Below are 20,373 nucleotides of genomic sequence, written 5' to 3'. Positions count from 1 at the left end.
CTAGTAGCGGGTACGGCGCATCACTTAAATTTCTTGGAGTGTCACCGTGAGCAAGCGGACTTTTCAGCCAAACAACCGTCGTCGTGCTAAGAAGCACGGTTTCCGTCTTCGTATGCGTACCCGTGCGGGTCGCGCAATCCTTTCGGCTCGTCGCGGCAAGAACCGCACCGAGCTTTCCGCATAAATTTGTGGATCAGCTTTTGGCTGCATAGTTCTGATGGACTTAACTAGATCCGTCTAGGCCAAAAATGTTGCCAAAGAATCAGCGATTGCGCTTAGCGCAAGACCTTACAGTCACTGTACGTTCCGGCGCCCGAAGCGGACGCCGGAACGTCGTGCTATATGCACGCCCTCGCCCCGAAGGGGTCGTGGGGGACCGGTTTGGATTTATTGTCTCCAAGGCAGTGGGAATTGCGGTTAAGCGGAACCTGGCGAAACGTCGCATGCGCGAAGTTGCCCACGAGCTTAGGCGCGTGGATGGAAACCTGGATATCGTCGTTCGTGCCCTTCCTGGAGCCGCCGAGCTCTCCTGGGACGAGCTGCGAACGCAGGTTAACACTGCTTTCGCATCCGTGCTTCGTAAAACAGAGGTCCGCTGATGCGTAAGGACTTAGCTTTCCGAACCGGACCGGTGTGGTTCATCATTGATATTCCACGCAATCTTCTTATCGGGTTTCTTAAGTTCTACCGAAAGATCATCTCGCCAATTTATGGCGATGTATGCCGATACTTTCCTAGCTGTTCTGCCTATGGGCTCGAAGCGGTGACTCAGCATGGTGCCGTCAAAGGCATCGTTTTGACTGCCTGGCGGGTTCTCAGGTGCAATCCATTTTCCCACGGAGGCGTAGACCACGTTCCGGAGGGTCCACGGATTTGGCCTGAAGGTAAACTGCCGAGGATCATAGTTCTGAATCATCCTGTGATTCCCGACGATGAAGACGCCGCGGATAGCGGCCACAAGGAGCTTGACCGCTAATGAACTTTCTAGACACCATATTGACTCCGTTCACGTATTCCGTGTCGTGGGTCCTGTGGGCCTTCCACGAACTGTTCACCATCATGGGTATGGACGGGGGCTCGGGAGTGACCTGGACCTTGTCCATCATCTTCCTGGTTCTGCTCATCCGTACATTGCTGATTCCGGTCTTCGTCAAGCAGATCAAGAGCCAGCGTGCGATGCAGGCGCTGCAGCCCGACCTGCGCAAGCTCCAGGCGAAATACAAGGGCAAGACCGACCAGATGTCGCGTCAGGCCATGGTGCAAGAACAGCAGGCGCTGTTCAAGAAGCACAAGACCAACCCACTGTCTTCCTGCCTGCCTCTGCTCGTGCAGATGCCATTCTTCTTCGCACTCTTCCGCGTGCTTAACGAAGCTTCCCGTGCCAGCGATGACGGCCGTTCAATCGGTGCCTTGTCCGCAGATCACATCCGCAGCTTCGACCAGTCCTCGATCCTCGGGGCGCCGCTTTCCGAGACCTTCTTGGGCACCATCAACTCCGGTGCCATCAACTGGGCAGTAATCATCGTTGCTGTCATCATGATCCTCGCGATGACCGCCTCGCAGTTCTTCACCCAGCGCCAGCTGATGACCAAGAACATGAGCCAGGAAGCCCTGCAGGGCCCGTTCATGCAGCAGCAGAAGATGATGCTGTACATCTTGCCTCTGGTCTTCGGCATCGGTGGTATTAACTTCCCAATTGGCGTGCTGATCTACTGGACCGCATCGAACCTTTGGACCTTGGGACAGCAGTTCTGGGTCATTCGCAACAACCCAACTCCAGGCTCTGAAGCAGAACGCGAACTTAACGCTCGTCGCGCTGCCAAGGGTTTGCCTCCTGTGGGACAGAAGAAGCTGGATGAGTCCGAGACCCCAGCGATCGAAGAACCTAAGGGCCAGCGCGAGCAGCCAAAGCGTAAGAATCGCCGGAAGAAGTAGTCATGACTGCAACTGAGAACACCGAAGTAACTGAGCTGACCGATCAGGTCGAGCAAAATGAAGAGGTAGTCGACGAAGGCGATGTTGCCGCGGACTACCTAGAGGAACTGTTGGATATCGCCGATCTCGATGGCGACATCGACATCGAAATCCGTGGCGGACGAACGTACATTTCCATCGTTGCTGACGAAGCTACCACCGATCTGAACAGCCTCGTAGGCAAGGACGGTGAGGTACTCGATGCACTGCAGGAACTAACCCGCCTGGCTGCTCTCAATGCCACTGGCGAGCGTTCACGCCTAGTCTTGGACATCGCCGGCTACCGCTCAAACCGTGCCGAAGAACTGCAGCAGCTTGCCACGCAGGCCATCGCCGAAGCACGAAATTCGGGACAGCCAGTACACCTCGATCCGATGAGCGCGTACGAACGCAAGCTTGTTCACGATGTCATTGCGGATGCAGGACTACATTCGGAATCCGAAGGTGAATCCACCCGTCGGCACATCGTTGTATCGACGTTGGATAACTAAGTAATTCGCACCGCGCGTTTTCAATCGTTCAAAGGAACTATGCAATGACTGAGGACCTCAGCCTTACAGCAGCGGAGACCGTAGCTGCCGAGAAGATTTTCGGCGACCGACTGGATCTTGCTAAGCGCTACGTAGCGCACCTAGCTACGTCAGGCATTGAACGAGGGCTGCTTGGCCCGCGTGAAGTCCCTCGTCTGTGGTCCCGCCACGTGCTCAACTGTGCCGTGATCGAGTCGTTGATGGAGCGCGATGCTGAAGTAGCCGATGTAGGCAGCGGTGCGGGCCTGCCTGGCCTGTGCTTGGCCATCGCACGTCCGGATCTCAAGCTGACGCTGATTGAACCCTTAGAGCGCCGTTGCATCTGGCTTACAGAAGTGATCGACGACCTCGGTCTGGACAATGTGACCGTGATGCGTGGACGCGCCGAGCAGATGACTGAGACCATCAATGCCCGTTATGTGACTGCACGAGCGGTCTCGGCGTTGAGTAACCTTGCAGGCCTGACCATCCCATTGCTGCACGGTCAGGGTGACCTTATCGCCATCAAGGGACGTTCTGCCGCAGAAGAAATTGATAAGGCGCAGAAGGTTATTCGCAAGCTTGGTGGTACCGAAACCAAGGTAGTAACTGTCGGTGAAGACATGCTGGAAGAAGTCACCACGGTGGTTCAAATCAAGGTTGGTTAATACTTAGGCGTTAGTCTTTAAGTAGCTTTAGATGCGGAATAACCCAAGACCTGAGTATCTTTCGAAATTCAGATTGAACGCATACTAAGACGTTTGTTTTAGCGTGTTTCACGTGAAACATCGTCGGTGGGTTCATGGATTTTGGACGCATCATTTCACGAGGAGGAGTTTCACCTTTGTCCAAGGCTAAAGGTTCGTCGAGCAACGTTTTTGACTTTAATGATTCTTCTTCGCCGTTAGCTAGTCAGCTGGCCAATGAACACAGGCGCCGCGAAGCGATTTCGGAGCGCGAAGTCCCGACGCCGCCGAAGACTCGATACCTCACTATCTCCAACCAAAAGGGTGGAGTCGGCAAGACGACCACGGCAGTTAACCTTGCGGCGGGTTTGGCCAAGAGCGGACTGAACGTTCTAGTGATCGATATCGACCCGCAGGGCAATGCATCGACGGCACTAGGCATTGAGCATCACTCGGAAGTCGATAGCATTTACGACGTGCTTATCAATGACCTTCCTTTGGCAGATGTCATTGCGACTTGCCCTGACCTACCCACATTGGAAGTGGCTCCGGCAACTATTCACCTCGCGGGTGCTGAAATTGAACTAGTTTCTCTGGTGGCCCGAGAGCAGCGACTGCAGCGAGCATTGGATGACTATGCTCGCACTCGTCAACGCAAGGGACTTCCTCGTCTGGATTACGTCTTCATCGACTGCCCACCGAGTTTGGGTCTATTGACTGTCAACGCATTTGTGGCTGCCAGGGAAGTGCTCATCCCAATTCAGTGTGAGTACTACGCGTTGGAGGGTCTGAGCCAGCTTTTGAAGAATATAGAGATGATTCAAAAGCACTTAAATTCAAAATTAACTGTTTCCACGATACTGCTCACCATGTATGACGGCCGGACCAATTTGGCGGCTCAGGTAGCCAACGAAGTGCGGGAACATTTCCCAGAGCAAGTTCTCGGTGCTGTCATACCTCGATCTGTACGCATCTCGGAAGCCCCGAGTTACCAGCAGACCGTAATTACTTACGACCCGAGCTCTACCGGCGCGTTGTCTTATATGGAGGCAGCCATAGAGATCGCCGAACGAGCGGTAAAATCCTAAGATAGATCATTCTAGATAACAAGGTCTGAAATTCACTTGTTTTTCGTTGTTTTTAGGATAGAAGCTACGTCTTCAATAGACCCGTGACTCCCTAAAAGGAAAATTGTCAACATCCCCCTAGTTAGTCACGTAAACAGTAGACTAGTCGTGGGTTGAGAATTTGGATGAAAAGGAGTGCCGCTATATGGCTGACAAGAAGCGTGGCTTAGGCAGAGGGCTTGGTGCGCTGATTTCCAGTTCGCCATCCGGGGCTGTGACAGAGATTAAAGACGATGTTTCACGTGAAACATCGACACCTGCCTCCGACCAGAGCAAGACAAAGACAGCTCGTCCTGTAGACATGTTCTTTGAGCCGGGACGCAAGTCGGCTTCCTCTGCGCCGAAGGCGGCACCTGCAAAGAGTGCGAAGAAGCCTCGGGCGGCAATGCCTGGACTCAACACGACTGTCGCGCCGCGCAAGACCGAACCTGTCCCGCAGAGTAACGATCGGGGAACGGTGCTGGAGGAGCCAGCAAATGGCTTGGTAGACGTACCGGGAGCTCGTTTTGCTGAACTCAGCGTTGACCAGATTCATCCGAACCGTAAGCAACCCCGAACAAATTTTGACCAGGAACATATGGATGAACTCATCCATTCGATTCGGGAAATTGGCCTGCTCCAGCCAATTGTTGTTCGCCCCTCGCGCGAAGACAACGATGCACCGTACGAACTGGTCATGGGTGAGCGTCGCTGGAGGGCGACCCAGGCCGCAGGACTGTCTACGATTCCGGCTATCGTCCGAGATACGCTGGATACCGACCTACTTCGTGATGCACTTCTTGAGAATCTTCACCGTTCGCAGCTCAACCCACTTGAAGAGGCCGCGGCTTACCAGCAGCTTCTTGAAGAATTCAATTGCACTCAAGAAGTACTTTCGGATCGCATTGGGCGATCACGCTCGCAGATTTCGAACACAATCCGGCTGATGAAGCTGCCAGCCCTAGTGCAGCGACGAGTGGCCGCCGGCGTATTATCAGCCGGGCACGCACGTGCACTACTCGGTTTATCCAATGGTGAAGCTATTGAGCAGCTTGCACAACGTATCGTCAATGAAGGTTTGTCAGTCCGTGCTACGGAGGAGGCGGTAGCACTTAGCGGTGATAAGCCAGCTAAGAAGACCGTTAAACCACGAGAGAACCAACGTAACGAGCGACTTGATTTTTTGGCCACGTCGCTGGCTGATCGTTTGGACACAAGCGTCAAGATCCAATTAGGTAGCAAAAAAGGTAAAGTCAGCATCGAATTTGCCTCGGTTGAGGACCTGAATAGAATCATGGAAGTCTTAGATCCGGATTTGAAGAAGTAGCTTCTTGCTCTAGCGGCGTCGGGTATGTTTCACGTGAAACATACCCGACGCCGCTATTTCTTATCCACCTACGTGCAGCGAGCCGGACATTCTGGTCGCCCCTTGCGCGCTCACTAACGGGTCAAACTTGCCGCGACTGGAGGAGTTGCCCAAACTAGGCTGTACATGGCTTCTGAGGGGCTGCACAGAGCCGCACGGGCCCCTAGAAGGCCAGCATCATTAGCCGAGGATGATGCACCCCTGTCAGCCGAGGAAACAGATCAGTGGTGACCCGTGAAAACACATATACCGAAAAGCGGAACACTCCGGCGCCTGACAGTTCTCTACTTAGTATTCGGACTCCACCCAATCTTGACCTCATTGAACCGTGATTGGCTTTGCTAAACCAAAAAACGGTCCGATATAACTTGTTTGATCTAGGATTCCTTGTGGCTGAAGGCTCTTCTCAATCAGTACTGTTGAAACCGTTGTTTTGATTCGCGCAGGCAAACCCTCAAGTGTTCACCTTCGGAGCTGTCAGTAGTCTGCTCGTTGGTCGCGTAGTCGTGGATACACGAGGGCGGTAGCTGCACCTCTGATTGAAGCAATTTTCGACGCCTAGCATGAATGTCATATCGAATGCTCTTGAACAAGCTCACATGAGGGTAGGTCAAGCCGCAACAAGCTAGACTCTATGCCGTTCAAGGTGCACTTGGGATAATCTGATGGTTGGCTCAGCATGGATGCGTAGAGCTGGGAGACGCAATAAGTGATCAAGTCGTTTACTACTCGAATTTGGCCATGACTGATAGATGCACGATAGGGGAGCCGTTGACCATCTGGGTGGCCCAGTCGTGTTCATATAATGCGACGGTTAACAGCAGTATCTATCTTGAAGTGTGTCGTGGATAAGAAGGCGGACTTTGATCATTCGAACGGCGAATGCGATGGCTTAGAAGGTTGTCGCTATAGGTGACCGTTGATGTACATTTCCGCTGTCTGCCTTTGGGCGGTCCTTCATGGCCGCCAACAGGTTCCTGTCGCTTGAAGGGGTGCCAACTAATTTCCGGGAAAACGACGATCATGTTTTGAGAACTCATGACTGGTGAATATTAGTAGACTTGGGGATCATGCAGTATTGCCTTTAGGAGCCAGCGTTATTGCCGCTGTGGACCAGTAGTCCTTTTCGAAAAGCGATTAAGACTATGCAGCGAACATATCTTGATTCGAGCGGGGATATATTGCGGTTCTTGCCTTCGGGGGTGTCCCATATTGTGACTTCGCCAGGGCTCGAAATTATTCGTTAAAGGCGGTTCCAGTAAACTCAGGTAGGAACCAACGGCGCGATTGAATACCGGAAGAATGAGTTTCTGTCAGAGGTCAGTCATTCACTAGACTCGAATACTGCGCCGATACCTTCCTAACGGGGGGTGGTGCCGTAGGCTACGTGATCCAGGGGATCGGTTAGGGCGACTTGGATGACCAGTGATTATTGATCCCACTGGGATCCGCTGATCTACTTAGTTCCATTACCTAGAACCGTTGAATAGCCAGTTGCTCGGGACCCTAAGTGCAGCCTAGGGGTGGCACATAAGCATCATCCATGCTGTGAGGCCCACCAGCCTTCGGAGTTGCGCATCCTGTGGTATCTCAGTGCTTCATCAATTCTGTACCGTCAACGGACTACGGGCATGATTTTCTTGTGAACAGGCCGAGCAATGATTGCATCAGCATTGTCCGTGGACAGCGATTTTCATTTTCGTCGCATCGCGTATAGCTGTCCATCGTAATTTTGGAGTCCGAGAACAAGTAGGTTTATAGCTGTTCGGCACCAGCAAAGACTCCGCGGCTTGAAAGAACCCAGTTGCCAGCGTTCGAAAGAAGGAATCGGCATTCCCTCTTTCTCTAGGATGGTAGATAACCGAAGGGTTCTTCCTTCTTGGCGTCGAAGTAATCGAGGCGCGTTGAACGGATTGTGTTGCTTCCTCGCTAGCTCGGGAGCGTTCATGCGACTCTAGAAGTCCGTATAGAAAGGCAATGTTCGGTGGCTCGCAAGGCTCCGAAAACTCATGTATCCAGGAATAGAATCATCGGCTTTTCAGTGGCGTCGAGGACGCTGATATTTGACCGTAGGTTTAATCCGGGTTCCGAATGCTCGAGCGTAGTTGGTTCAAAATTGGTAGGCGCGACTGATGCTGGTTCCGTCAAATCTCTGATTTGTATTCAAAAAATCAGAATATCTTGGAGGCGAGGCATGCGCTGTTTCACGTGAAACATGGCGCCATGGATCGGCTGGCATCGGAAGTAGTTTTGCGTTGATGGGGCTCATGGAAATTCCCCAGAGTTGATTACCGAAATTCCCCAGCTCACGAGAGCTGAACTAGCAGAGTTGCTTGCGTCCCGGTAGTGGCCTTTCTGAGTTGTTGGGCGGCATGATGATTGTGCAACCGATACGATTCCCCCGTCGAGGTTCAGCACCACGGACCGAGGCAAAAGCTTGCCGAGCATGGGCTCGGCAAGGGTGGCATCCCCGATGATCTCGCTCCAAGCACCAACAGGCCGATTGGTCGTGATGACGATACTGGTTTTCAAATACCGCTGATTGCTCACCTTGAACAGGGCCGAAGCCGACGCCCCGGGAGTGGGAGGGTACCCAGCTCGTCAATGATCAATAGCGTGGGGCCGGCGAAGTAGCGCATGGTCGATGACCAGTGCCCGTCGATGGCGGCCTTGTGGCAGCGTGCGGCCAGTTCGGCCGCGGAGGCGAAATGGACGCGGTATCCGGCTCCCCGCTGCCCGCCCCAGGCCCGCGCGAGGTGCGTTTTCCGCACGCCGGGCGGGTCAATCAGCAGGACGTTAGTCGCCGTCTCGATCCACCGACACGTTCCCGGTTCGTTGAGCAGGGACAGGTCAATGCCCTGGGCAAGGACAAGATCGAAGGTGTCCAGCCGTGCCTCGGTGGGAAGGCTGGCGAAACGCAGTCTGCCGGCCAGCCTCCTGGATTCTTCCCTGTCGATGTCCACGGACATGACCCGGGCAGGGCTTCAGCCGAGGCCGTAAGCGTGTGCACGGTCAGGTAGGACGCAGCTGTTGGCAGATGCACGTCTGGGGCGGATCGGCCAAGGAGATTGAGGTGCTCTCGTTCATGAGAGTCGGGTCCTTCCCTGGGCGGCGCGTTCGTAGGCGGCCAAGGGATTCGTAGCAGATGCCAAGGTGTACTAAGGTGTTTCGCGAAGGACTGCGGCGGCAGCCAGGGGCTCGATTCCCCGCGGGATCCGTTTCCTGCGACGATGGGGACGTGCGGTGTTGGCCCCGGCCATGGACGCCTGGTTCAACGCGATCACGTTGCCCATGTCCCTGATGGTGTCACCCAATCCGTTGGCCGCGCGCTGGTGTCGGGCAATAACGGTTCCGTCTGTGACTGCGATATCGAGATGGCCGGTGCCCAAACGGTGGCTGATCATCACTTGGGCGGCTGCCTCGAGGCGGTGCGGATTTCGGTCTGGATCACCGGGCACGGGGCGGCCGGGGAGCCGAGGTGCTCGGCGGCGGACATGGCCTTGCACGTGGTTTTCCCCGCGGGGATGCGTCTGTCGCGTGCATCTTGGGAGGCGGCAAAGCACTAGACGGAGCTCTGCGCCTATTCGAAGGTGGTCTCATCAGGCAAGGTCCGACACCACCTTGGGCGGCGGTGTGGTTGTTTTTCTCCATCACGCACTAGCGTTGTTCCGAACGAGGAGGACGCGCTGCTATCTGGACCCATAGTGCTTGGTGTAGGTCGCGAACTCGGTGTTATCGTCCCTGCTGGAGACGTTATAGACCGTGGACAGTCGGTCAATACACCAGAACTTGTTCACCCCGCCGAGCAGATCCTGCATGATGATCATCGCCTCGAAGAAGTGCCGTTGGTCCATAGACGGCGCCAGCACGGACCGTCATTGGCCCGAGTCCGCCAAGGACCGGATCAGCAGCAACACTTCCTTCATGCCTCATCCGGCGGGCGGATCGGGCAGCTCGAGAAAATCCCATTGGGTTTCTTCACCGGGAGGGTACTCGTTGACGACGTTGGTCGTTGCAGCACGCTCTTGCAGGATTGGCAGGCAGGACGCAGGTTCCGGGCCCGAATATTTCTCGTCAATGACGGGTAGGAAAGTGCGAAATTGAAGTTCTGCAGCTCGTCCATCGGTGTTTGCGCCCAGAGGTGTAGATCTTCGATCAGGCGTGTCCTGATGTAGTCATCGAAGGCGTCGACCGGGTCGGTGGTGCGTTGGCGTTTCCCGGTTTCCCGTTGCCCGGTGAGGTACGCACTTATGGTCTTGCGGTCACGCCCGTGCGGCGGGCGATCTCACTGATGCTCATTCTTTTTCAACGCGTGGATATCCACGTCTTTCCTCCGTTCAACATGGAAGTGCGGGCCTTTCTCAAGAACTGGTGTGTGGTCAGAGGCCATCAGTTTCGAGGAAGGCCCGCCCTCATGGGCGGGTCAACACGAGGTGGAGAATTTCGGTGAGCAGAAGTGGGGAATTTCAGTGAGCGTGATCAGCTTCCAGTACGTCGAACAATCAGTACATGTGCGAATCGAAATGTAAATCCTTGATGTGCAGGGGAGAGGCGCCTGTTAAACGCCCGGTGTCTGCCATTCGTTCTCGTTTGCAGGTAGTCGGGTATTTGCCTATTCGAGAGTTACTTGGAGTTTCGCTCAAATACGATGACTGTGCACTTGTGATTATTCGCCGACAGTCGGCCTGGGACAAGAGGCCGCTTATTCAGATGTGGTACTCGACGCATCGATGCGAACATTCAATCGAAGCACTGGCTGCTCCCGCCGTGACTCTGGAACTCACTACGAGTAATCGGGCAGATCCACCAGGTCCTCTCATGTCACCTGCGACGTAGCCTGGCGTCCGTAAGCGGGTTTCATAATTGTTGCTTACGTCTAGGCGCTAGTTCCTGATATTTTCACTGCATGTGAGGGGGTCGGTTCACAGCCCGCTTGATACTGATCTCTGTTTCCGCGTGTTTCACGTGAAACAATCTCCACCCTCTTAAAGGTTGGAATTGCAGAATCCAACGTGTTGTATGGTTGACGACGAGAAATCCCACTCAGCATCAGCACGGGACGCAAGTATGTTCTACAGATACAGCGGTGTGCGCTATCGGTTCCTCCAGACATGGAAAACAACGATCGTCGACGCACGATTTCGAACGGCATTCAACGGAAGGCAGACTGGAATAGCCCTTTCGAGGCCAGTCCAGAACTGATGTTTGTTTCACGTGAAACAACGTTATTTCTGAATCGACACAGTATCCACCGTTCGACGATCGGAACAAGGCGAACTTGATTATCTGACAAATCAGGGTCGGTCGATTTCAGAACAGATTACGGATAGGCCCAACGAACAATGACTCTTGACGCAAAGATCTCGCCGGAAGATCTCGGGACCTCACCAAGCACCAGAAGGTGGAACATTACGGCAACCGACACCGGCATTGATCCTCTGACAACGAAGCCGCTGGCGTACGCCGCTGATTGTTCTTTGCGGGGGAGTACACGAAGCAATGAATGACTGAATCGGTTCCTTTGGATAGGAATGACTGGTCAGCAAGTGCCAGTTGTGGCAAGTGTTCTCGACTGAATCGGTAACCATGAATGCCTGGAGGTCTGGCCGGCGCCGATACTGCCGTTGAGCGCTAGAACCTACCCCGAAGGGACCCCCGGATCCCAACAGCATCGTTGATCCGTTGCACTGAGGCCTTCACCTATATGTTGCAGTTTTCCGTCTCGACCCAGATCCTATGATGAACACACCGTTCTAAGATCGTCTCCGCGTGAATTCCGGAAATGATCCTGGTATGCCAGACCGATTGCTTGTAGAGAGAGCACAGACCCCGTTGCTGGCGACCCATACGGGCCTTCCTTCGATTTACAGCATCCGCAGAAGGCTCCCCGAAAGGGTTTGCTTATTTAGTGATCTCCAAGGGCGCTATGGGCGGCTCTGAAGGAGACTACACGGGTTCCGATGGCGTGGCTCTGGAATGCAGTACTGCTGGCTCTCAATGAGTCAAATGCTCAACTCGGGGGAGGCGAAACTATCCTAGGAGGAAGGACGGCAAACTACCTTGCCATCATGCGTCCACTCGGTCGAGGACATAGACGCAGCGATATCGTCAAAACTGAGAACTGTCCACTTTGGGCCGTCAACAGCGCCATCAAGGCCCCTGCACAACGAACTGCTCACGACTTTGGATCACGTTGATAATCTCAACGCAGAACAACTGGACCTGCGGATTCCCAATAGGAGGCTCCAGCAATACGAAGGCTTCGAGGAGCCTGCTTCATCACCAGCAATCGAATCAATGAAGACCGATCGGGGCTTCTTGTTACAGCGTTCCCGAGAAAATTCAGTGAGTTGCTAGTCAGGGCAAAAGAGATGCAAAAATCCGAGATTATCTGCGCCTTATTCGCTGAACCGCGTCCATACCCACGGCTTGGCGTCAACGCTCTACACGAGTGTGGCGGACGGACATTGATGGCAGTTCAGCGGTTGCCGATTCCCGATATCTGGAGCAGCAGCAGCGGTTACGCGGACCGGCCACCTGGACTTGCGGTACCGGGAACAGATATCTGACGGGGGAGCGAAGAGCGCAACAATCCAATCGCTTCTCGCCTCGCAGACCCTTCACGGTTGTGATCGCATGTCACTAGTCTGGCGTAGAAGCATAAACCTTGATACATCCGTTGGGCGTCGGGACAGATCCATTGTGCATCGAAGGAGCGTAGCGACGTAGGTCGGGAACGATCTGAGGACGGTCCGTCAGGTCTCGCGGCACGTTTCTGGTCCTGATCACGTAACACGTTCAGTGCGGAGAAACAGCTTCCCGGAGCATCTTAAAGTGGGCCATGGCCTTGAGAGAACCCCATCCAGCGTCTTCCTCTTTGAACGCGCATGGCACCGTCGCTCGTCGTCTACTGCCGAATCTCGAACGTAGTCTTTTGCCTGCAGCCGGTTGGTTGAGTACCGTGTTTCCCGTCGATATGCTGACCCTGACCAACGAACACACAAGAAAGTGTAGTAGTCAGTTTATAGTCACGAAAACAAGTTAAATTACTTGTTTAATTACGTTTTGATCCTGAGCTGAGTTTTCTGAGCATTGTCACCACGCCCTGACTAGCGGTAGGGACAAAAATAGGCGTTGAGCTCGAAAGCTCAACGCCTATTTTGACAACTACTTAGGATCTACAGGTATTCTGCAAATTCCTTCTCAATGACAGCCTTTGGCTTAGCACCGAGCGAGGAGGCGACGTGCTCGCCATCCTTGAAAACGAACATTGCAGGAATGCTGGTGATGCCGTACTTCGCGGAAATCGCCTGGTTCTCATCGATGTTCAGCTTTACGATGGTGACCTTGTCTGCGTGCTCCTCAGCGATCTGATCCAGGATTGGGCTCAGCTGACGGCATGGACCGCACCACTCTGCCCAGAAATCTACGATTACTGGCTTCTCGGACTCCAGAACTTCTGCCTGGAAGGTTGCTTCGGTTACTGCCTTAGCGTTACTCATGTGAGTGAACCCCTTTCTGCGAATTATTAGTTGGTTACCTTGGCCGGGGTCTTGACGTTGGCCAAGTAATGCTCGACGTCCTGAGCAGCGGCGCAGCCGGAAGCTGCGGCGGTGATTGCCTGACGGTAGTTTGAATCGATGACGTCGCCAGCTGCGTAAACACCAGGCAACGAAGTACGCGAAGAACGGCCGTCGACGGCGATGGTGCCTTCTGCGGTTAGCTCCAGCTGATCCTTGACGAGATCCACGCGTGGATCATTGCCGATGGCTACGAAGATTCCGGTGACATCCAGGGTGGACTCTTCGCCGGTGTTGCGGTTCTTCACGACGAGGCCGTTGACCTTGTTTTCGCCGTTAATGCCGACAACCTCGGAGTCCCAGACGAATTCGATCTTTTCGTGTGCCAAGGCGCGATCCGCCATGATCTTCGACGCGCGAAGTTCGTTGCGTCGGTGCACCACGATGACCTTTGCCGCGAACTTGGTCAGGAAGAGAGCTTCTTCCATTGCGGAGTCGCCGCCGCCGATGACGGAGATCGTCTGGTCGCGGAAGAAGAAACCATCGCAGGTAGCACACCAGGAGACACCGTGGCCGGAGAGGCGTTTTTCGTCTGGAAGGCCCAGCTCGCGGTAGGCAGAGCCAGTGGAAACAATGACGGTGCGGGCGCGGTACACGGTACCGTCGGCCAACGACAGGGTCTTGATTTCGCCGTCGAGCTGCATCTCGGTGACATCATCGAAGAGCACCTCGGCGCCGAAGCGCTCGGCCTGCTTCTGCATGTTGTCCATCAGGTCAGGGCCCATGATGCCCTCGGGGAAGCCTGGGAAGTTTTCGACGTCCGTGGTGTTCATCAGTTCGCCACCGGCGGTGACTGAGCCGGCAATGACCAACGGGTTCAGGTTCGCACGCGCGGTGTAAATCGCAGCGGTATAACCCGACGGGCCGGAGCCGACGATGATTACGTCGCGGATTTCGTCGTTCTGTGCTGAAGTCACGAGGGTAGAACCCTTTCGTTCTAATAATGCGAAGTGGATAGCAAGGTCTAACCTCACTATCCACCTCAACGCATTGCTTTGGTAAAAAATTCCGCTTCTGTTACTTGGCGGAGAACTCGCCGATCTGCAAGCCGAATGGACGGGAGGCATTGGCGCCCGAAGCACGGCGTGGTAGGTCGGTGACGTTGAGGAACACGTGCGTGCCTGCCATCTGATCGGAGTCATCGCCCTTGACCGGAACGGAGATCGACGGACCGGAGAACGAGCCCTTGGCCACAGACTTCGCATCGCCCAGATCATCTGAGGTACCTACGAGGACCTCGTAGTCGCCACCGGTGGCATTCAGGCCCTCGAGATTGATTTCGGAGATTCCGGATTCCTCCTCAAGCTCCAGGATGAAGACCATATTCGAGGAGAAGCCACCGAAGTTGCTGGTGGTGTACGAGTAGGTCTTGTAGGTGCTCGAAGGATTGCCGTCGATCATGTCGCCGAGGGTGTTGTCGGTTTCCGCATTAAGCTGCTGGTTGCCTGGCACCAGACGCGAGACATCATCGACCTTTGGAGCCGGCAGTGAAGGCTCGCTTGGCGTTTCAGCCTCGTCCTGGGTCGGTGCGGCCGCGGTTTCGGACGGGGCGGTTGAAGGGTCGGCAGTTGTGTCCTTACCTGCGCCACCCAAGAAGTTGAAGGCGAAAACGATGCCAATGATCAGAACCGCGATCAGCACGGCACCAACGAGCAGACGTACGCCCTTCGAGGTCCCTTCGTCTTCCTCTTCTTCCAATGGCTCTGGAACATCCTGTGCAGGAACGCCCTTGGCGGCTGCAGGGAAGGTAGAAGCCTTCGGGGCGGAAGCTGCAGCGATGCCGGCCATAGCTGCTGCCTTCTTCTGTGCAGGCTTCTTGGGCTCTTCCTTTTTCGGCTCCTCCTTCTTAGGAGCAGATCCCTTGGACTGGGCCGCAGCCGCGAGGGCGGCCGTGGCGGTGACATTAGGTTCTTCATCGTCGTCCAGACGGGTCACCTTGGGCTTAGGGGGCGCAGAAGACTTGTTTGCCGGTGAGACCGGAGTTGCCGCCGTGGGCGTGGTTACCTGGGCATTTGGTGCGGTCTGATCGTCGGTATTTTCTTCGACGTACTCGTCTTCATCGACGGATTCCGCGGCGGTGGCATTTTTACGGCCAAAACGGTTCTTCAAACCGGCGAACCCGCTGCTCAGCGCGTTGCCGACCTTGTTCTGTTCTTCAGGTTCGTCTTCGTAGCGCAGCTGTTCGTAGTATTCCGCATCGTCTTCGTAGGTCTCGGGTACCGACTGACGGGACTCGCCGAATAGCTCGGTGCCCAGAGTGTCAGTGAAGAATGGTTCGACGTACGGCGCGTCTTGAGCCTCGAGCACCAGATCCAGCAGGTCGGCCGAGCGGGCGACGTTCGCCACTAAGTAGCTTTGATTCGTTTCGGTGATGCCTAGGTCTAGTACCTGGACGTTGGCCTGACGCTCGCCCATGGCAATTTCACGCGCGCTGGTGGCCAGCTGCGAGGAGTTGGCCGCGGAAGCGACCACGATGCTGACCGATCGGTTGAGCACCTGATCGATGCCGCCAAGCACCAGATCTCCCTCGGCTGTGGTCAGAACGGTTTCGGTGACCTGGTAGCGCCCGCTAAGGACAGAACCGACATCGATGGGCTGCGACACGTGCATCTCCAAGGTTTGATTGCTTCGAACGGCAGGCAGACCCACCATCCTTCATGTTACCTGCCCAAACCCTTCATTTGTTGGTCATTTGAGCAGAATCACGGCTTGGGGAGGCCCGGAATTCTGCGCAGTAGCGGGCCGAGGAATCCGGCGAGCTCCGGGACCTTAGTCCGATGCAACAACAACACAAAACTTATGGCCATAATCAGGCCCACAACGCAGATCGTGACAGCGGCGCTGAACAGCGAATCATAAGCGAATCCGAAGCTGAAACCACCCAATAAGGCCAGGGGAATGCAGCCAATAATTGCCGACAGGGTGGCCATCCAACCGATTCGTATATAGGTGTCGATGACCTTGGTGACGCCATAGTCGCCGTAGCGTCGTTTGATCAGGTAATGCGTGATGACTGCCGATATGACATTGGTGATGCCGTAGATGAAGGCAATCGCTGCGGCAATATTTATCGGGTCGACCAGCCAGGCTGCCAACACGGCACCGATCAGACCGATCGCGGCAATGCTGCTCTGGATCAGCATAGGAGTGCGGGTGTCTTCATCGGCGAAAAAGACGCGCAACATGAAGAACTGGATCGACTTGAAAGGAAGTCCCAGAGCAGTGAGCACCAGCAACTGGCCGATGGCGGCTGCCGCTTGAACGGAATTTTCGGAACTGCCGGCGAAGAGCCGCCCCAACGGGCCGGCCAATACTATGAAGACCACGGTGAAGAAAATGATAGGGATCGCGGTAGAACGCATGCCCTGGTTGAGCAGTGGTCCGATATCTTTGCGCCGGCGGTCGGCAAAGGCACGAGTGAAGTCATTAAAAAGGACCGTGGCCACGGTCAGTGCGAAAAGTGAATGTGGCAACACGGTGATTAGCTGCGAGGTATTCAGCGCGTATTCGCCGGCTACTGAGGCGGCCTGTTCGGCAGATAGTTCGGTACGGGCCGCCGTCGCTCCGGAGACGATTTTCGAGTAGATCAACGAAGAGATGTTGCCGATGACCATCGCCGCCAGCGTCCAGATAGCTAGCCGGCCGACCCGGCGCAGTCCCATCCCACGCCAGGAGAAATCGAAGCGGAGCTTGAGGTGAGTCTTCTTCAATGGCCAGAGCAGTACGAGAGATTGCATGATGATGCCTAGGGTCGCACCGCCGGCAAGCCATATAGTTTTTCCGGTGCTCCACGAATCCATCGGATCGCCCGAAGAATAGGCGCCGAAGACCAGCATGAACGAGCCGATGACCAACAGTTGGATCAGGTTATTGGCCGCAGGAGCCCACATGAAGGCGGCGAACCTGCCATGCGCGTTGAGGACCTGCCCAAGCACCGCATAGAGCCCGTAGAAGAAGATCTGCGGCAAAGACCAATAGGCGAATGCCGTGCCGAGCGCGATCATCGGATCGGTCCAGTTATTAGTGAGCGCAATGATAATTGGTTGGGCGCACACAGTCAGCACAACCGTCAGCGCACCCATCACCACGATGGTGAGAGTGACTAGCTTGGAGGTGTATGCGGCTCCACGGTCCTTGGCCTTGGAGGCCTTGATAAGTTGTGGAATCAACACCACGTTGAAGACGCCGCCAGCTAGCAGCATGAAGATGATCGTCGGGATGACGTTCGCCTTCTCGAAGATATCTGCCACCGAGGTGACCGAACCAATGGCCATGGCCAGCATTGCGGTGCGGACGAAGCCGAGCATGCGCGAAACCAACGTGCCCGAAGCCATCAGTGCATAGGTTTTTGATCTTCCACCGGATGCCGGGGCCGCTGGTGTCGCTAGTTCAGTAACCTGTTCGTGGGTTCCGGTATTCGGCTGATCGGGGCTGAGCGGTGAATTAGGAACCTGAGACATACTTCGTAAGGACCTCGCGTGCCAGGTCAGCGATCCGGCGTTCATTAGGGAAGGAAAGACGCTTACCGAGCGCATTCAAGGGTACCCATGCGACATCTACCGCCTCATGGTCTGGGTCGTTCTCGATCGTGAGGTGTCCGCCGGTGGCTTCCAGGAGGAAATGGTGCACGGTCTTATGAACCCGGTAATTGGTTACTGTGAACCAGTAATCCACAGAGCCCAGCGGAGCGAGAATACGGCCGGCGATACCGGTTTCTTCTTCGATCTCACGGACGGCTGCTTCCTCATTGACCTCTTCGCCTTCTGGGTGCCCCTTAGGAAGGCACCATTCCAAACGTCCACCGCGGTTGTACCGTGCAATGATTGCGACTGGAAAATCAGGGTTGTCAAAGTCAATAACAATGCCGCCGGAGGAAACTTCTTCGACCGTTGGAAGTGTCTGAGGACCGCCGGACGCCTGCGCAGAAGCCATTGACGCAGTCAATGGCGTGCGCTTTGGGGCAGACGGGATCGGACGGTTCATGAAACCACTCTATCGACTTTTTGGCGATCTACGCCTTAGCGACTTGGACAAGAGAGGTATCTCGCAAGGAAGTGCAGCGATTTTTCAAGCGAGAACACCAGAAATCTGGCACGCTTAAGGAACTATGTACGCACTTCCATCTCATGACGCCCTGCGCCAGATCCTGCCTTCGGTCATTTTCGAGCTCGCCGATCGTTTCGTTCGTGCCGGTCATGAGATTTCCCTGGTTGGTGGTCCGGTCCGCGATCTTTATCTTGGCCGTGTCTCTCCCGACCTGGATTTCACCACCAGCGCGAAGCCGGAGCAAACCGTTAAGGTGATCTCGGGATGGGCCGACAACATCTGGGATGTGGGACGCGAATTCGGGACCATCGCCTTGAAAAAGGGTGAGCACACATTAGAGGTCACGACTTACCGGGCTGACGCCTATGACAAGGATTCGCGCAAGCCAATCGTTGCCTTTGGCGATAACCTGCATGATGACCTGTACCGCCGAGACTTCACCATGAATGCCATGGCGTTACGTCTGCCCGATTTGGAACTGGTGGATCCCTTCGACGGGGTCAGTTCGCTGCGCGATGAACTAATCCGCACTCCAGGTTCCCCCGATATCTCCTTCTCGGATGACCCGTTGCGCATGATGCGAGCCGCACGATTCGCATCGCAGCTTCGCATCGAGGTGTCCTCCGAGGTTCGCCAGGCGATGAGCGAAATGACCGAGCGCATCGATATCATTTCTGCCGAACGAGTACGCGACGAATTGATCAAGCTGATCAACGGAGCCGACCCGCGTGCGGGCATAGATTTGCTGGTCGATTCGGGTTTGGCAGACAAGGTGCTGCCCGAGGTTTCAGCGCTGCGCTTGGAAATCGATGAGCACCACCGGCACAAGGATGTCTATCAGCATTCGCTGACCGTGCTTGAACAAGCCATAGGACATGAAACCGATAGCGAGGGCCCCGTTCCAGGGCCAGATTTCATTCTTCGCTTCGCGGCGTTGCTGCATGACGCTGGAAAGCCTGCAACTCGTAAGTTCGAGTCCAATGGCGCGGTTTCATTCCGCCACCATGACATGGTCGGTTCGAAATTGGTGAAACAGCGCATGCGCGCCCTGCGATTCGACAAGGACACCACCAAAGCGGTGGCGCGCCTGGTTGAACTGCACATGCGCTTTTACGGCTATGGAGACGCCGGTTGGACCGATTCGGCTGTGCGCCGCTATGTGACCGACGCGGGCGAACTGCTTGAGCGATTGCACCGCCTGACCCGGTCGGATGTCACGACCCGCAACCGCCGTAAGGCCGAGCGCCTCGGATTTGCCTATGACGATCTAGAGACGCGGATAGCTGAAATTACCGAGCAGGAAGAGCTGAAGTCCATTCGTCCAGATTTGAATGGTGAACAGATTATGGCTTTGCTGGACATTAAAGCCGGGCCATTGGTAGGTCGCGCCTACAATTTCATGCTCAACCTGCGTTTGGATGACGGGCCGCTGGGAGAGCAAGTCGCCGCAGAAAGACTCCGTGCATGGTGGGCGGAACAACCGGAATCTCAGCAACCAGCAGCCGAATAGTAGTTGCAATTAGCGCAGGTAGGGACGTTTTGGGGCAGGCCCAGAGCGTCCCTACACGGCTTTAAAGAAACTTATTGAAGAATTTGAGTAAATCACTGGCGCGTGCGAAATTCTCCATGTATGCTGAATATTGTGATTGGGAAGTCTCAATGAGACTTGCGGATCAAAAAGACAATACTAAGTGAGTCTCGGGCTTTTGCGCGATTGACTCGGACAGATTTTTAGGAGGTGGGAAACGTGATTACAAATCGAGATAACTGGAATTATGGCGGCATGCGATCAGGCAAAATGGCCTTTTCAAATTGCTGGTTCGGCTTTGCCGCGCGCCATGGCGTTTCCCCTGCCTCCGGAATGATGGATTCCTAGACTTCTACGAATTCAAGCAAAAGTTCCTGGGGCGGTCAGTCAGTAATCGACATTCTCCCTTAGGAACTTTTTTCATGTCTGCTCCACTTTTTGATAGCTCTGTTCAACGGGCCGTTCGAACCTCGGAACTCATCTTCGCAGGTCCCGAAAGCCTGAAAGCTCGCGCAGTTTCTACTACGCACCAGGACCTTCCCACCTCCCCGATCTGTTTAGAAGGGAGGGAACAATAA

The 20,373-nt window shown here is 55.0% G+C and carries 17 protein-coding genes; 9 read left to right on the top strand and 8 right to left on the bottom strand.

Annotated elements, in window-relative coordinates; all coding sequences use genetic code 11:
- Positions 1-46: 46 nt before the first annotated feature.
- The 8 genes from rpmH (at position 47) to CIK76_RS00810 (ending at position 5,602) form a co-directional block, all read left to right on the top strand.
- The gene (gene rpmH, locus CIK76_RS00845; RefSeq protein ID WP_096282909.1) at positions 47-184 is read left to right on the top strand and encodes a 50S ribosomal protein L34; all 138 of its coding nucleotides are present in this window, start codon (positions 47-49) and stop codon (positions 182-184) included.
- A gap of 64 nt (positions 185-248) precedes the next feature.
- Positions 249-599 carry a ribonuclease P protein component gene (gene rnpA, locus CIK76_RS00840; RefSeq protein ID WP_096282908.1) on the top strand — a complete coding sequence of 117 codons (351 nt, stop codon included), beginning with the start codon at positions 249-251 and terminating at the stop codon, positions 597-599.
- Complete coding sequence (gene yidD, locus CIK76_RS00835) at positions 599-976, top strand: membrane protein insertion efficiency factor YidD (protein ID WP_096282907.1); 378 nt, start codon at positions 599-601, stop codon at positions 974-976. Before rnpA ends, yidD begins: the two co-directional genes overlap by 1 nt.
- Positions 976-1,935, top strand: a complete 960-nt coding sequence (gene yidC, locus CIK76_RS00830) for a membrane protein insertase YidC (protein WP_096282906.1) — start codon at positions 976-978, stop codon at positions 1,933-1,935. Before yidD ends, yidC begins: the two co-directional genes overlap by 1 nt.
- Positions 1,936-1,937: 2 nt before the next feature.
- Positions 1,938-2,465 (top strand): R3H domain-containing nucleic acid-binding protein, encoded by a 528-nt coding sequence (locus CIK76_RS00825; RefSeq protein ID WP_096282905.1) that lies wholly within the window; start codon positions 1,938-1,940, stop codon positions 2,463-2,465.
- A gap of 44 nt (positions 2,466-2,509) precedes the next feature.
- The gene (gene rsmG / locus CIK76_RS00820) at positions 2,510-3,151 is read left to right on the top strand and encodes a 16S rRNA (guanine(527)-N(7))-methyltransferase RsmG (protein ID WP_096282904.1); all 642 of its coding nucleotides are present in this window, start codon (positions 2,510-2,512) and stop codon (positions 3,149-3,151) included.
- 134 nt (positions 3,152-3,285) lie between these two features.
- The gene (locus CIK76_RS00815; protein WP_255248295.1) at positions 3,286-4,257 is read left to right on the top strand and encodes a ParA family protein; all 972 of its coding nucleotides are present in this window, start codon (positions 3,286-3,288) and stop codon (positions 4,255-4,257) included.
- A 184-nt stretch (positions 4,258-4,441) separates the two neighbouring features.
- Positions 4,442-5,602, top strand: a complete 1,161-nt coding sequence (locus CIK76_RS00810) for a ParB/RepB/Spo0J family partition protein (RefSeq protein ID WP_096282900.1) — start codon at positions 4,442-4,444, stop codon at positions 5,600-5,602.
- A 2,585-nt stretch (positions 5,603-8,187) separates the two neighbouring features.
- Here the strand turns inward: CIK76_RS00810 and CIK76_RS19735 are convergent.
- The 8 genes from CIK76_RS19735 to CIK76_RS00775 form a co-directional block, all read right to left on the bottom strand.
- Positions 8,188-8,604, bottom strand: coding sequence for an ATP-binding protein (locus CIK76_RS19735; protein WP_255248294.1), 417 nt, complete (start codon positions 8,602-8,604; stop codon positions 8,188-8,190).
- A gap of 195 nt (positions 8,605-8,799) precedes the next feature.
- Positions 8,800-9,099: a hypothetical protein gene (locus tag CIK76_RS19730; RefSeq protein ID WP_255248293.1), complete on the bottom strand. Its 300-nt coding sequence runs from the start codon at positions 9,097-9,099 to the stop codon at positions 8,800-8,802.
- Between the two features lie 231 nt (positions 9,100-9,330).
- On the bottom strand, positions 9,331-9,495 hold the full coding sequence (locus CIK76_RS19725; RefSeq protein ID WP_255248292.1) for a hypothetical protein: 165 nt from the start codon (positions 9,493-9,495) through the stop codon (positions 9,331-9,333).
- A 3,324-nt stretch (positions 9,496-12,819) separates the two neighbouring features.
- On the bottom strand, positions 12,820-13,143 hold the full coding sequence (gene trxA / locus CIK76_RS00795; RefSeq protein WP_096282898.1) for a thioredoxin: 324 nt from the start codon (positions 13,141-13,143) through the stop codon (positions 12,820-12,822).
- 26 nt (positions 13,144-13,169) lie between these two features.
- Positions 13,170-14,138, bottom strand: a complete 969-nt coding sequence (gene trxB, locus CIK76_RS00790; RefSeq protein ID WP_096282897.1) for a thioredoxin-disulfide reductase — start codon at positions 14,136-14,138, stop codon at positions 13,170-13,172.
- A 100-nt stretch (positions 14,139-14,238) separates the two neighbouring features.
- Positions 14,239-15,825 (bottom strand): hypothetical protein, encoded by a 1,587-nt coding sequence (locus tag CIK76_RS00785; RefSeq protein ID WP_141393422.1) that lies wholly within the window; start codon positions 15,823-15,825, stop codon positions 14,239-14,241.
- Positions 15,826-15,923: 98 nt separating this feature from the next.
- Positions 15,924-17,681 (bottom strand): murein biosynthesis integral membrane protein MurJ, encoded by a 1,758-nt coding sequence (gene murJ / locus CIK76_RS00780; protein WP_255248291.1) that lies wholly within the window; start codon positions 17,679-17,681, stop codon positions 15,924-15,926.
- Positions 17,665-18,204, bottom strand: coding sequence for an NUDIX hydrolase (locus tag CIK76_RS00775; protein WP_096282891.1), 540 nt, complete (start codon positions 18,202-18,204; stop codon positions 17,665-17,667). The genes murJ and CIK76_RS00775 overlap by 17 nt, the downstream gene beginning before the upstream one ends.
- 124 nt (positions 18,205-18,328) lie before the next feature.
- Here CIK76_RS00775 and CIK76_RS00770 point away from each other — a divergent pair, with 124 nt between their 5' ends.
- A complete protein-coding gene (locus CIK76_RS00770) occupies positions 18,329-19,777 on the top strand; it encodes a CCA tRNA nucleotidyltransferase (protein ID WP_096282889.1) in 1,449 nt (482 codons plus the stop codon).
- Positions 19,778-20,373 lie beyond the last annotated feature (596 nt).

The organism is Glutamicibacter sp. BW80 (assembly GCF_002332385.1).
GTDB lineage: Bacteria > Actinomycetota > Actinomycetes > Actinomycetales > Micrococcaceae > Glutamicibacter.
Note: the sequence above shows the minus strand (reverse complement) of the source record. Positions and strands in the feature narration are given on the sequence as shown.

What these genes read in the sequence shown, in the direction of transcription:
- rnpA (WP_096282908.1), top strand. Translation starts at nt 249, where the DNA reads ATGTTGCCAAAGAATCAGCGATTGCGCTTAGCGCAAGACCTTACAGTC.
- yidD (WP_096282907.1), top strand. Translation starts at nt 599, where the DNA reads ATGCGTAAGGACTTAGCTTTCCGAACCGGACCGGTGTGGTTCATCATT.
- yidC (WP_096282906.1), top strand. Translation starts at nt 976, where the DNA reads ATGAACTTTCTAGACACCATATTGACTCCGTTCACGTATTCCGTGTCG.
- CIK76_RS00825 (WP_096282905.1), top strand. Translation starts at nt 1,938, where the DNA reads ATGACTGCAACTGAGAACACCGAAGTAACTGAGCTGACCGATCAGGTC.
- rsmG (WP_096282904.1), top strand. Translation starts at nt 2,510, where the DNA reads ATGACTGAGGACCTCAGCCTTACAGCAGCGGAGACCGTAGCTGCCGAG.
- CIK76_RS00815 (WP_255248295.1), top strand. Translation starts at nt 3,286, where the DNA reads ATGGATTTTGGACGCATCATTTCACGAGGAGGAGTTTCACCTTTGTCC.
- CIK76_RS00810 (WP_096282900.1), top strand. Translation starts at nt 4,442, where the DNA reads ATGGCTGACAAGAAGCGTGGCTTAGGCAGAGGGCTTGGTGCGCTGATT.
- CIK76_RS19725 (WP_255248292.1), bottom strand. Translation starts at nt 9,495, where the DNA reads ATGGACCAACGGCACTTCTTCGAGGCGATGATCATCATGCAGGATCTG.
- trxA (WP_096282898.1), bottom strand. Translation starts at nt 13,143, where the DNA reads ATGAGTAACGCTAAGGCAGTAACCGAAGCAACCTTCCAGGCAGAAGTT.
- murJ (WP_255248291.1), bottom strand. Translation starts at nt 17,681, where the DNA reads ATGTCTCAGGTTCCTAATTCACCGCTCAGCCCCGATCAGCCGAATACC.
- CIK76_RS00775 (WP_096282891.1), bottom strand. Translation starts at nt 18,204, where the DNA reads ATGAACCGTCCGATCCCGTCTGCCCCAAAGCGCACGCCATTGACTGCG.
- CIK76_RS00770 (WP_096282889.1), top strand. Translation starts at nt 18,329, where the DNA reads ATGTACGCACTTCCATCTCATGACGCCCTGCGCCAGATCCTGCCTTCG.